Below are 12,268 nucleotides of genomic sequence, written 5' to 3' on the forward strand. Positions count from 1 at the left end.
CCGTGGACGAAACAGGGGGCAGGGATGCATGATGCGGCCATGCCGATCCATGCCGATTTCGTCCATCTCCGCACGCACACCGCCTATTCCCTGTCGGAAGGGGCGATCAAGCTCAAGCAGTTGATCAAGCTGTGCGAGAAACAGATGATGCCGGCAATCGGCATCGCCGATACCGGCAATCTGTTCGGGGCGCTGGAATTTTCCACCTCATGCGCCGATGCCGGCATTCAGCCGATCATCGGTTGCCAGGTCGCCGTGCGACGTGAGGGCGAGGCGCCGGCCCGCGACGGTCGCAAGCCCGATCCCGATTGGCTGGTGCTGTTGTGCCAAAGCGAAACCGGCTATGCCAATCTGCTGAAACTGGTATCCAAGGCCTATCTGGAAACCGATGCCGGTGAAACGCCGCAGGTGACCCTGCACGACCTGGAAACCCGCTCGGCAGGCCTGATTTTGTTGACCGGCGGCCCTAAGGGGCCGGTCAACCGGTTGCTGGCCGACGGCCAGAACGACAAGGCGGAAATCCTGCTGGTGCGGCTGGCCCAAGGTTTTCCCGGTCGGGCTTATGTGGAGTTACAGCGCCACGGCGAGGAAAACGAGAACCGGGCCGAACCCGGCCTTGTCAATCTGGCTTACAAGCATGACCTGCCGCTGGTCGCCACCAACGAACCGTTCTTTGCCGATCGCGGCATGTACGAGGCCCACGACGCCCTGATCTGCATCGCCGAGGGCGCCTATGTGGCCCAGGATGAGCGCCGGCGGCTGACCCCGGAACATTATTTCAAGTCGCCGGCGGAAATGCGCGAATTGTTCGCCGACCTGCCCGAGGCCTGTGACAACACCCTGGTGGTGGCCCAGCGCTGCGCCTTCATGGTGGCCAAGCGCAAGCCGATCTTGCCGCCATTTCGCATGGACGGCCTGACCGAGGCCGAGGTGCTGCGTAAGATGTGCTGGGACGGTTTGGCGCAACGGCTGGAAAAGCACGTTTTCCAGCCCGGCATGACCGAAGAAGAGCGCGAGCACGTCGCCCGGCCCTATCGTGAGCGCATCGAATACGAAATCGGTGTCATCGAGCAGATGGGCTTTCCCGGCTATTTCCTGATCGTGTCCGACTTCATCCAATGGTCCAAGGCCCACGATATCCCCGTTGGGCCGGGCCGTGGTTCGGGTGCCGGTTCGGCGGTGGCCTGGGCGCTAACCATCACCGATCTCGACCCGCTTCGTTGGGGGCTGCTGTTCGAGCGCTTCTTGAACCCCGAACGCGTTTCCATGCCTGACTTCGATATCGACTTTTGCCAGGACCGGCGTGAAGAGACCATCCGCTACGTTCAGGACAAGTACGGCTATCATCAGGTTGCCCAGATCATCACCTTCGGTAAATTGCAAGCCCGCGCCGTGTTGCGCGACGTCGGTCGCGTCTTGCAGATGCCTTACGGTCAGGTCGACCGCATCTGCAAGATGGTGCCCAACAACCCGGCCAGTCCGGTGACACTGGAACAGGCGCTGGAGATCGAACCGCTGCTGAAGGAAGCGCGCGAGCGCGACGAGGCAGTGGCCCATCTGCTCGACATGGGCATGAAGCTGGAGGGGCTGTACCGCCACGCCTCGACCCACGCCGCCGGCGTGGTCATCGGCGACCGCTCGCTCGACGAATTGGTGCCGCTGTACCGAGACCCACGCTCGGACATGCCGGTGACCCAGTTCAACATGAAATGGGTGGAAGCCGCCGGTCTGGTCAAGTTCGACTTTTTGGGCCTGAAGACCCTGACGGTGATGATCACCGCCATCAAACATATAAAGAAAACCAAGGGCTTGGATGTCGATCTTTCCGCTTTGCCTTTGGACGACCAAGCCACGTATGAACTGCTCACCCGGGGCGATGCCGCCGGCGTGTTCCAGTTGGAAAGTTCGGGCATGCGCGACGTGCTGCGCAAGATGCGGCCCAACCGGCTGGAAGATCTGATCGCCGTGGTGGCGCTGTACCGGCCCGGTCCGATGGATCAGATTCCGCGCTACATCGCCTGTAAGCACGGTCTGGAACAGCCCGATTACATGCACCCGTTGCTGGAGCCGATCCTGAAGGAAACCTTCGGCATCATGGTCTACCAGGAACAGGTGATGCAGATCGCCCAGGTACTGTCGGGCTATTCGCTCGGCGGCGCCGATCTGCTGCGCCGGGCCATGGGTAAGAAGATCAAGGAAGAGATGGAGGCCCAGCGCAAGACCTTCGTCGATGGCGCCGTTGCCCGCGCCGTCGATGGCGATCAGGCGTCGATGATCTTCGACAAGGTGGCCAAGTTCGCCGAATACGGTTTCAACAAGTCGCACGCGGCCGCCTATGCGTTGATCGCCTATCAGACGGCATGGCTGAAGGCCAATCATCCGGCCGAGTTCATGGCCGCCACCATGACCTATGAAATGGCCAACACCGACAAGCTCAATTCGTTCCGCCAGGAACTGGATCGCTTGAAGATCAAGCTGCTGCCGCCCGACATCAACAAGTCGCAGGCCACCTTCTCGGTGGAGAAGCTGGCCGATGGCAGCCATGCCGTACGCTATGCCTTGGCGGCTTTGAAGAATGTGGGCGAAGGGGCGTGCCGCTCCATCGCCGAGGAACGCGAGCGCAGCGGCCCGTACAAGGATTTGTTCGATTTCGCCCGCCGCCTGGATACCAAGCAATTGAACCGCCGGCAGATGGAGAACATGGTCCGCGCCGGTGTCTTCGATTCCTTGGAAAAAAATCGCGGCAAGGTGTTCAAGAACTGCGAAGGCCTGCTGCGCTACGGTGCCGGCGAGGCCGAGCAGCGCCAATCGTCGCAAATGAGTCTGCTGGGTGGCAACGTCGCCCCGCCGCCCAAGCTGGAGAACGCCTCGGACTGGTCGCCGCACGAAAAGCTGACCCAGGAATTCGACGCCATCGGTTTTTACCTGTCGGCTCATCCCCTGGATGCTTTCAGCAAAAGCCTTAAACGCCTGGGGGTGTTGAAGATATCGGAACTACCCAAGCATTTGCAGGCCGGCGGCAAAAGCCGGGTCAAGCTGGCTGGTTCCATGCTGTCGAAGCAGGAACGCACCTCGGCCAAGGGCAGCCGCTATGCCTTCGTCACCGCCTCCGACTCGTCGGGCATGTACGAAGTCACCTGCTTTTCCGAGGTGCTGGCGGCATCGCGGGAAATCCTGGAAGCCGGAGGGCCCTTGTTGTTCGAAGTCGATGCCCGGTTGGAAGAGGAGCAGTTGCGTCTGACCTGCCAGCGCATCGCCTCGCTTGATCAGGAGGCGGCCAAGGCGGCGGCAGGGCTGAAAATCTTCATCCGCGATGATGCCCCCATTCCCACTCTGGTCCAATTGATCGCCAAGGAAGCCAAGGGCCGCAACCGCATCACCATCGTCTCACAACTGGGCACGCGCGAAGTGGAGGTGGGGTTGAAGAACACCATCAGCCTCAGCCCCGGCTTCATGGGGGCGCTGCGCTCGGTATCCGGCGTGGTCGATGTGGAAGAAATCTAACCGCTGAAATCGAACAGGCTGCCGCGCCCATCCCCGGCGGTGAAGCGGCCATAAGCCTCGCTGGCCTGACGACTGGCTTGCGCCGCCGCCGTATAATCGGCGGAAGAGGGGCTGGCCACCGAGGTGGCGGCGGCGGCAATGGCCTTGTGAGCGCGGGCTGTCTCTTCATCCGAGGCATTGGCCGGCGCCCCCACCTCGACCTTGCCGGCCACCGCATAATATTTGCCGTCCGGCCCTTGCACATACTGGTATTGCGGAGCACCGCCATAGGCCCCGGCGATGGCGGCGTGATGGCGTTCCTCGGTCTTGACCGCCCGGTCGGCATCCTGCAATTGCTTGAGTTGCTGCCGTTCGGTTTGGCTGAGATCGCCTTCCCCCGCCGCCTGCGTTCCCGCCTGACTGAGCGGCGTGGTCAGCACACGGGAAACCTGTTGTCCGGCTTCGGTCTGTACCCCGGGCATGATGGTAAGGATTCTGGCTGGTCCATGGGGCGTCGCGATGACGCTGCCGATGGCGGACATGATCTCTCCAGTCCTGATTGACGGACATCATAGCCGATTTCCCGTCTAAGTGATATCCACGGCTAGAAGATGTGTCATTTCAATGACATGATAAGAAAAAACAAACGACCGAAACACAGGAGAGGTCCATGAACGCGAATCCCATTATTCTCGCCCCAAACGGTTTTCCCTGGCGTGCCGCCCTGACCGGGATTGCGGTGGTCGCTCTGGGTGTGGTCGGCGGCATGGCCGTCTTTCCCGCTGCCGCCGTCGGCGGCTTGTTCATCGTCTCGGCCTTGATCGGTTTGGCCGCCTTCGCCGCCAGCCTGGGATAGCCTGATCCTATCCGGCGATTGACGCGGCTGGCCACCCAGCCTATTGATGAAGCCGCATTGGCTGGCATGATGCCGGCTGTCTGGTCTTCGCCGAATCGGAACGAGTTTTTTCATGCGCATTGTGCTGGTTTTGATTGCCGTCGCCGTCACCGCCCTGATCAGCCTGACCGGCTGGTGGTGGTTCAATCGTCCGGTTCCCATGGCGTTGACCTTCGACGAGCCGTTTCCGTCGGTGTCGTTCGCCTCTTTCCGGCGCGGTCAAAGCCCGATCACCGGCGATTATCCGTCGCCGGCCCAGGTCGAAGAGGATTTGAAAAGCTTGGTCGGCGTGACCAAGGGTATCCGCACCTATACCAGCCGCGAAGGTCTGGACGTACTGCCGGCCCTGGCGCGCAAGCATGGTATCGAGGTCACCCATTCCGCTTGGCTGGGTAAGAAAACCGATATCAACGCTAAGGAAGTGCAGGAACTGATCAAATCCGCCAACGCCAACCCGGACGTGATCAAACGGGTGATCGTCGGCAACGAGGTGCTGCTGCGCCAGGATTTGTCGCCTGAACAACTGATCGCCTATATCCGTCAGGTCAAGGCGGCGGTGAAGCAGCCGGTGTCCTATGCCGATGTCTGGGCGTTTTATTTACGCTATCCGCAGGTGGCGGACGAGGTGGATTACCTCACCATTCACATCCTGCCGTATTGGGAAGACGAACCCATCGGGGTCGAGCAATCGGCCGAACATATCGTCAAGATTTATCGCATGATCCAGGAAAGGTTTCCGGGCAAGAAAATCCTGATCGGCGAGGCCGGTTGGCCGACCCGGGGCCGTAATCGCGGCCCGGCGGCGGTGAACATGGAAAACGCCGCCTATTTCGTTCGCACCCTGGCTCAGGTGTCCAAGCAAAACGGCTTTGATTACAACGTGGTCGAAGCCTTTGATCAACCGTGGAAAGCCAAACTGGAAGGCACCGTCGGCGGCTTCTGGGGGGTGGTCGATACCCACCGCGACGTCAAATTCGGCATGTCGGGGGCGGTACAAGCCAATGCCAATTGGTTGATGCACGCGGCGATCGCCACCATCTTGGGGGCTGGGGCGGCCTTGTTCTTCCTGCTCAAGCCGGTGGTCTATACGCCGCTGCGCGTCGTCGTTCTGGCGGTACTGGCGCAAATCCTTGCCACTGCCGTGGTTTGGCAGGGGCTGAATGCCCTGTGGATCGCCTATAGCCTGTTTCAGGACGGCTGGGCGCTATTGCGCATCGTTTTGCAGGCGGTTTTCGCGGGCCTCATCTTCAAGACCGCCGCCTTGGCCCTGCGGCCCGACGATCATTCCCAGCCCAGTCGCTGGGGCGAGCGCCTGATCATCGTCTATGGTGTGTGCACCTTCGCCATCAGCATGCTGCTGCTGTTTAACGGTCGTTACCGCGACATCCCCAATCTGGAATTCCTGGTGCCCTGCCTGGGCCTGACCGCCTGGGGGCTGATCCGCATGCTGGTGCTGGGTAGGCCGTGGGCCGAGGCCTTCGCCGTGGGTCATCTGTTCGCCGGGGCCATGCCGGCGCAATTGGGGCCGGCCAAGGAAATGACCATCGGCCTGTGGATCGCCGCCGTCGCCGGGCCGCTGTCGGAAGCCGTCGCCCTTTACTTGGGCGAGGACTTCCAGACCATGCACCCGGATTTGGATCAACAAATCCCGCTGATGGCGGAAATCGCCGTAGCCAATGGCGAAATGCTGGTCTGGGCGGCCATGGTGCTGGTCATGTCCCTGCCGTTCCTGGCCGAATGGCGCTTGGCTGCGAAACGGGGAGGGGAGGCCTAACGGCACTCCCCCTTCGATCCCTGGGCGCAGACACGACCGTCAACCCAGGTGGCGCCGCTGAGATTGGCGGCGGTCCACAGCGCCCGGTCGATTTTCGCGCCTTTCAAATTGGCTCCGGATAGATTTGCATCCAGCAGATTGACGCCCTCGAGATTGGCGCCTTCCAGATTGGCGCCGATCAGGTTGACCGCATGCATGTGCGACTGGGAAAAATCCACCCCGCGCAGATTGGCTTTGTAAAAATTGGTCAGTTGCAGATGCGACCCCGACATGTTGGCACCGGCAAGTTCCGCCTCATCCAGACGCGTCGCCATGAATTGGCCGTCGTGCAGGTCAATACCCGGCGCCTTCAGTTTGCGCAACTCGGCCCAGCCGCAATTAGCCTCGGGGACCAGTTGACAACTTGGGTTGACGTTTTCCTTGTCATTGGCCCAAGCCGATGTCGCCAGCATGGTAAGCAGGCAGACGAGAGGTGGATTAATCCGCAAGGTCGCATCCTCCTGATATTCAAACATCGGCATAAATCAATATGCTAATGTTTTATGTGGAATTCAGGTAGGCTAATCCTTATGGGAAGTAGTTTTGATTGACTTTGGCTAACTACAGTTTTCGTCTGTTTATTTTCCAAGAATCCTGGCCGCTTCCGGAGCGCAATAGGTCAGCACCGCATCGGCCCCGGCCCGCTTGAAGCCCATCAGGCTTTCCAGCATAACCCGGTCCCAGTCCAGCCAACCATTGAGGGCGGCGGCCTTCATCATGGCGTATTCGCCCGATACCTGATAGGCCAGGGTCGGCAGGCGGAAGCTTTCCTTAACCCGCCGGACGATGTCCAGATAGGGCATGCCGGGCTTGACCATGACCATGTCGGCGCCCTCGGCGATGTCCAGGGCCACTTCACGCAGCGCCTCGTCACTGTTGGCCGGGTCCATCTGGTAGTTCTTCTTGTCGCCTTTCAGCGCCCCCTTCGACCCCACCGCGTCGCGGAACGGGCCATAGAACGACGACGCATATTTGGCGGCATAGGACAGAATCTGCACGTCCACCAGATTGGCCGCTTCCAGGGCGTCGCGGATGGCCTTGACCCGGCCATCCATCATATCCGAGGGGGCGACGATGTCGCAGCCGGCCTCGGCCTGGACCACGGCCATACGGGCCAGAATTTCCACCGTCTCGTCATTGACCACATAGCCGTCGCGGACGATGCCGTCATGACCGTCGGAATTGAACGGGTCCAGCGCCACGTCGCAGATAATGCCGATCTGCGGCACGGCCTTTTTCACCGCGCTCACCGCCCGGCACACCAGATTGTTGCGATTGAGCGCCTCGCGCGCGTCGGGCGTCTTCAAGGTCGCCTCGACCGAGGGGAAGACGGCGATGGCGGGAATTCCCAGATCGGCGGCCTGACGGGCGGCATCCACCAGCAAATCGATGCTGAGGCGCTGCACGCCGGGCATGGAAGCGATATCCTGGCGCACGCCATTGCCCTCGACTACGAATAACGGCCAGATCAGATCGTTGACGGTGAGGACGTTTTCCGCCACCAGACGGCGCGACCAATCGTGCCGACGCGGGCGGCGCAAGCGGGTATCGGGGCAGGTGGTTTGCGGCAGGAACAGCGACACGGCGGGCGACTCCGGCTGAATAACGGCGGGTAACGGACATCGCATGTCCGCCCATTGCCGCCAAGTGAACAATTGTCCATCAAAGACGAAGGGCCGGCCTTTTTCAAGGCCGGCCCCATGATCAGGTCAAACGGCTCAGGCGGCGTCCAAGGCCTGGGTCAGGTCGGCCAGGATGTCGTCGATGTGCTCCAGCCCGACCGACAGGCGGACATAGCCGGGAGTGACGCCGGTGGCCAGCTTGTCGGCATCCGACAACTGGGAATGAGTGGTGCTGGCCGGGTGGATGGCCAGCGAGCGGGCATCGCCGATATTGGCGACGTGATAGAACATTTCCAGCTTGTTGATGAAGCGCTTGCCGGCCTCGGCCCCGCCCTTCAGTTCAAAGCCCAACAGGGCGCCGTAACCATGCTTCAAGATGGCATCGGCGCGGCGACGGCTTTCGCCCTGCATGACGCCGGGATAGATCACCTTTTCCACCTTGGGGTGCTTGGTCAGCCACAGGGCGACGGCGGCGGCGTTGTCGGAATGCACACGCATGCGCAAGGGCAGGGTTTCCAGGCCTTGGATGAACTGGAAGGCGTTCAGCGGGCTCATGGCGGCGCCGATATCGCGCTGCAGGATGACACGGGCACGGATGATGTAGGCGATGGGGCCCAGGGGCTTCACCGCCTCGGTCCACACCGCGCCGTGATAGCTGGCATCGGGCTGGGTCAGCAGCGGGAAACGGGCGCCATGCTTTTCCCAGTCGAACTTACCGGAATCGACGATCATGCCGCCGATGGAGGTGCCGTGACCGCCGATGAACTTGGTGGTGGAATAGACGACGATATGGGCGCCATGCTCGATCGGGCGGCACAGAACCGGGCAGGCGGTATTGTCCATGATCAACGGCACGCCGGTCTTTTCCGCCAGCGCCGCCACTTCCTTGATGGGGAAGGCCTGCAGCTTGGGATTGGGCAGGGTCTCGGCATACCAGCAGCGGGTCTTGTCGTCGGTGGCGCGGACAAAGGCCTCGGGGTCGGTCGGGTCGACGAAGCGGGCTTCGATACCGAACTGCTTCAAGGTATTGGCGAACAGGTTCCAGGTGCCGCCGTACAGATCGGTGGAGGTGACGAAATTGTCGCCCGCCTGGCACAGATTGGTCACCGCGAAGGTGCTGGCGGCTTGGCCGGACGAGGTGGCCAGGGCGGCGACGCCACCTTCCAGGGCGGTGATGCGCTGTTCCAGCACGTCCTGGGTCGGGTTCATGATGCGGGTATAGATATTGCCCAACTCCGACAGCGCGAACAGATTGGCGGCATGGTCGGTATCGCGGAACAGATAGGACGTGGTCTGGTGGATGGGAACCGCCACCGACCCGGTGGTGGGATCGGCGCGCCAGCCAGCGTGGAGAACGATGGTTTCCGGGTTTTTGCTGTTGATGGCCATGCCTGTGTCATCCCTTTTTGAATATACGCCCACCCCAGTGGGCCGGTAATCGTGGGGCGGAAGTTGAACACTGCCGATTAAGTGTGTCAAGTTGGCTGGATTATATTAACCAGTAATCATATGTGAAATAGAGTGGGTATCTATGCAGGGCGAAACGCCGGCATTACAATGCGACCAGGACGGTTCGGAGACAGTGGCATGACGGGCAGGGAAGTGTATTTCGAGTTCCGCCGCATCGGCAGCTATATGCGGGTTTCCGCCATCGATTCGGTGACCGGGACCGAGGTCACCATTGCCGGCGATCCCAAGGCGGGCGAGGCCATGTTGAAGCAGACCGCCTTGCGCAAGCTGCAATACGTGATGGCGAAGAAGCAGGGAAGTTAGGGCGAAACGGCCTGACCGATTGTAGGGCTGCTTCAAGTGGATCAAGGTCGTCTTGCACCACATCCCAGATACGCCGAGTGTTGGTGCGGAAGTATTCATGGACGATGCGGTCACGGAGTCCGGCGGTGGCCTGCAGCGCCTCACGGTATCTGATAACGCCTTCCGACGGGCGCATCGGGGGTCCTCTTCGTAATTATAGAGAACGGCGATGACGAAATTCCAGAACGCAGCTATGGTCCCGCAATGCCTTCCTTACGGCGCACGTCCTGACGAGGGCCGTCAGCGTGGGGTGGGTGACAGCGCACTCCGACCATTCCCAGGATCAGTGCCCTGTTACCGGGACTCCAGGAAACGTTGATTGTTTTGCTTTTCAGCCTTGGCCTTGATTTGGCCGGGCGTCAGTATTTGTTCAGGGCGCCCGTCCTTGATCGTCCAGCCGCCCCGCCCCTTGATATTGAACTTGTCACGGATGATTGTAGCGAGGTTTAGCCCAACCATCCGATGAGTTGCCGGATCGACGTTGTTATCATTGATTTTTTCAGCGAGTTCCCAGGTCGCCTGAATTTTTTCATCGGTGAAATCGGTCATGGCGACATCCTGCTGGAATGGTTCGAGGCGGAGGCGGGCAGCATAATAGACTCCACGGTCAACGCGGTGACGTGGGCCTGAATCAAAAAGGCTCGACGACGCCCGCGCAATGAATTGCGTTTGGGGTTGTCGAGCCATGTACGGGGCGGACTAACGTGTCCTCGTGCCTAGGCGCTACCTCGGCTAAACCATTATTTTCTGCGCTCTGGTCAAAGCGGTGCGGATGGCTCTCGCGTTCCTCGTTCATAACCCCTCGGGGTTGTAGGAAGCAAGAGAAAAAATACGCCCTGAGACGCCATTTCGTATCAGATTGAGCGCGCATCAAAACATGGGTATGAACATGGATAGGATTTCCGAAAACGCCTAAAAGGCGCAGAAATCCTAAGGTTCTGGCGGATGGGGTGGGATTCGAACCCACGGTAGGCTTGCACCTACGGCGGTTTTCAAGACCGCTGCCTTAAACCACTCGGCCACCCATCCGCGTTATCGTCACACCTGCTGAAACGTGTTGGTCACCGGGTCAAGCCGGAACAGCAGGCCGTCTTCCATATCATAGAACCAGCCGTGCAGCATCAGGTTGCCGGCCTCGACCCGTTCGCGGATCCACGGGAAGGTCATCAGGTTACCCAGCGAGATGGCCACGGTTTCCTGCTCGCACATGCGCCGGGCCGCCTCGATGGGTTGGCCGGCGGACAGGGTCAGGGCCAGGGCCCGGTCGCGGGCCGACCGCGCGATCTGCATCCAGCCGCGGATGAAGTCGGACTGGTCGTTGGGGTTGCCTTCGATCAGGGCGCGGACACCGCCGCAACGGGCGTGGCCCAAGACGATGATGTGGCCCACCTTCAAGCCGCGCACGGCGAATTCCACCGCCGCCGAGGTACCGTGATGGCCGTTGTCGGGGGCAAAGGGCGGAATCAGGTTGGCGACGTTGCGAAGAACGAACATTTCGCCGGGTTGGGCATCAAAGATAATCGCCGGGTCGACGCGAGAATCCGAGCAGCCAATCAGCAATACATTGGGTGTTTGGCCCTGCTGAGCCAGGTTGTCGAACAAGGGCCGGTTCTTAGCGAAATAATTGTCGCGGAACCGCTTAAAGCCTTCGATCATCTGGTCCATGCATTCCTCCGCTATGGTCGGCGCGGCACCCCTTTACCATGATCGCTGTGACAAAGCACCCCCAGATTGCACCGACTTTGATTGACACCCATGCGCATTTGGTGGAACCCATTGCCGTAATTGTTGGATGAGGCTTCCTTCATGTTCGTGCTTTCCAAGCTGTTCGGCCTGCTGTCGTCACCAGCCAATCTTTTGTTCCTTCTGCTGGCCTTGCTTTGCCTGCTGGGGTTCACCCGTTGGAAAGCATGGCAGCGCCCCTTACTGCTGGCCTTGGTCGGGGGATTGGCAATTGTCGCCTTCGTGCCCTGGCCAGCGATTCTCGTTCAGCCCCTGGAAAACCGCTTTCCCGGCCCGTCCTCCCTGCCACAACGGGTAGACGGGGTGATCGTCTTGGGTGGCGCGCTCGACCCGGTGGTGAGCGCCGCGCGGGATCAGGTTGCCGCCAACGGTGCGGTCGAACGGGTCAATGCCCTGATCTGGCTGGGGCGGCATTATCCAAAGGCGCGGCTGGTGTTCAGTGGTGGTTCAGGCAGCGTCACCACCCCGGATAAAAAAGAGGCGCCGGTGGCGCGGCGTTATCTCAATGAATTGGGATTCGACACCAGCGGCATCGTTTTCGAGGATCAGTCGCGCAATACCCGTGAAAACGCCGTCTACACCAAGAAATTGATGGCCCCCAAAAACGGCGAGGTATGGCTGCTGGTGACCTCGGCCATGCATATGCCCAGGTCCATGGGGGCCTTCGCCGCCGTGGATTGGCCGGTGATCGCCTATCCCGTCGACTACCTGACCACCGGGGAGGGGGGCGGCTTCGCCTTCGACCTGGGCTCGGCCTTTTCCAATATCGGCAATGGCCTGCATGAATGGTTGGGCTTGCTGTATTACCGGATGCGGGGGTGGACCCACGCCATGTTTCCCGGACCCTGAGGTTGCGGCCCCCACAAGGATTGTGGCACAAAGGGGGATCTGGACACCATT

General features: G+C 60.7%; 11 protein-coding genes, 1 tRNA gene and 1 pseudogene. 5 read left to right on the forward strand and 8 right to left on the reverse strand.

Features of this window, described 5'->3' with window-relative positions; all coding sequences use genetic code 11:
* Positions 1–39: 39 nt before the first annotated feature.
* A complete protein-coding gene (gene dnaE / locus MGMSRV2_RS05485; protein ID WP_041633459.1) occupies positions 40–3,504 on the forward strand; it encodes a DNA polymerase III subunit alpha in 3,465 nt (1,154 codons plus the stop codon).
* On the opposite strand, the gene MGMSRV2_RS05490 is transcribed toward dnaE, so the two are convergent.
* Entirely contained in the window at positions 3,501–4,025 is a 525-nt protein-coding gene (locus MGMSRV2_RS05490; protein WP_024079359.1) for a putative metalloprotease CJM1_0395 family protein, read from the reverse strand. The two genes, dnaE and MGMSRV2_RS05490, sit on opposite strands and share 4 nt — an antisense overlap.
* A 128-nt stretch (positions 4,026–4,153) precedes the next feature.
* Here MGMSRV2_RS05490 and MGMSRV2_RS20965 point away from each other — a divergent pair, with 128 nt between their 5' ends.
* On the forward strand, positions 4,154–4,339 hold the full coding sequence (locus MGMSRV2_RS20965; RefSeq protein ID WP_024079360.1) for a hypothetical protein: 186 nt from the start codon (positions 4,154–4,156) through the stop codon (positions 4,337–4,339).
* 112 nt (positions 4,340–4,451) lie between these two features.
* Positions 4,452–6,152 carry a glycoside hydrolase family 17 protein gene (locus tag MGMSRV2_RS05495; protein ID WP_024079361.1) on the forward strand — a complete coding sequence of 567 codons (1,701 nt, stop codon included), beginning with the start codon at positions 4,452–4,454 and terminating at the stop codon, positions 6,150–6,152.
* On the opposite strand, the gene MGMSRV2_RS05500 is transcribed toward MGMSRV2_RS05495, so the two are convergent.
* The 3 genes from MGMSRV2_RS05500 to MGMSRV2_RS05510 all read right to left on the reverse strand — a co-directional run bounded on the left by MGMSRV2_RS05500 (position 6,149) and on the right by MGMSRV2_RS05510 (position 9,202).
* Positions 6,149–6,604 carry a pentapeptide repeat-containing protein gene (locus MGMSRV2_RS05500; protein WP_052588876.1) on the reverse strand — a complete coding sequence of 152 codons (456 nt, stop codon included), beginning with the start codon at positions 6,602–6,604 and terminating at the stop codon, positions 6,149–6,151. The genes MGMSRV2_RS05495 and MGMSRV2_RS05500 overlap by 4 nt on opposite strands.
* Positions 6,605–6,769: 165 nt before the next feature.
* A complete protein-coding gene (gene hemB, locus MGMSRV2_RS05505; RefSeq protein ID WP_024079363.1) occupies positions 6,770–7,774 on the reverse strand; it encodes a porphobilinogen synthase in 1,005 nt (334 codons plus the stop codon).
* Positions 7,775–7,909: 135 nt separating this feature from the next.
* Entirely contained in the window at positions 7,910–9,202 is a 1,293-nt protein-coding gene (locus MGMSRV2_RS05510) for an O-acetylhomoserine aminocarboxypropyltransferase/cysteine synthase family protein (protein ID WP_024079364.1), read from the reverse strand.
* Positions 9,203–9,400: 198 nt separating this feature from the next.
* On the opposite strand from MGMSRV2_RS05510, the gene MGMSRV2_RS05515 reads away from it, so the two are divergent.
* Positions 9,401–9,586, forward strand: coding sequence for a DUF6898 family protein (locus MGMSRV2_RS05515; RefSeq protein WP_024079365.1), 186 nt, complete (start codon positions 9,401–9,403; stop codon positions 9,584–9,586).
* 28 nt (positions 9,587–9,614) lie between these two features.
* On the opposite strand, the pseudogene MGMSRV2_RS22370 reads toward MGMSRV2_RS05515, so the two are convergent.
* The 4 genes and pseudogenes from MGMSRV2_RS22370 to MGMSRV2_RS05530 form a co-directional block, all read right to left on the reverse strand.
* Positions 9,615–9,761, reverse strand: a pseudogene (locus MGMSRV2_RS22370) (HepT-like ribonuclease domain-containing protein); the annotation flags it as partial.
* 158 nt (positions 9,762–9,919) lie between these two features.
* Positions 9,920–10,174, reverse strand: a complete 255-nt coding sequence (locus MGMSRV2_RS20970; RefSeq protein WP_024079366.1) for a hypothetical protein — start codon at positions 10,172–10,174, stop codon at positions 9,920–9,922.
* Between the two features lie 390 nt (positions 10,175–10,564).
* A tRNA-Ser gene (locus tag MGMSRV2_RS05525) sits at positions 10,565–10,654 on the reverse strand.
* A gap of 9 nt (positions 10,655–10,663) precedes the next feature.
* A complete protein-coding gene (locus MGMSRV2_RS05530; protein WP_024079368.1) occupies positions 10,664–11,290 on the reverse strand; it encodes a carbonic anhydrase in 627 nt (208 codons plus the stop codon).
* 141 nt (positions 11,291–11,431) lie between these two features.
* On the opposite strand from MGMSRV2_RS05530, the gene MGMSRV2_RS05535 reads away from it, so the two are divergent.
* Positions 11,432–12,217 (forward strand): YdcF family protein, encoded by a 786-nt coding sequence (locus tag MGMSRV2_RS05535; RefSeq protein ID WP_024079369.1) that lies wholly within the window; start codon positions 11,432–11,434, stop codon positions 12,215–12,217.
* The last annotated feature ends 51 nt before the right edge of the window (positions 12,218–12,268 follow it).

The organism is Magnetospirillum gryphiswaldense MSR-1 v2 (genome assembly GCF_000513295.1).
Classification (GTDB): Bacteria; Pseudomonadota; Alphaproteobacteria; order Rhodospirillales; family Magnetospirillaceae; genus Magnetospirillum; species Magnetospirillum gryphiswaldense.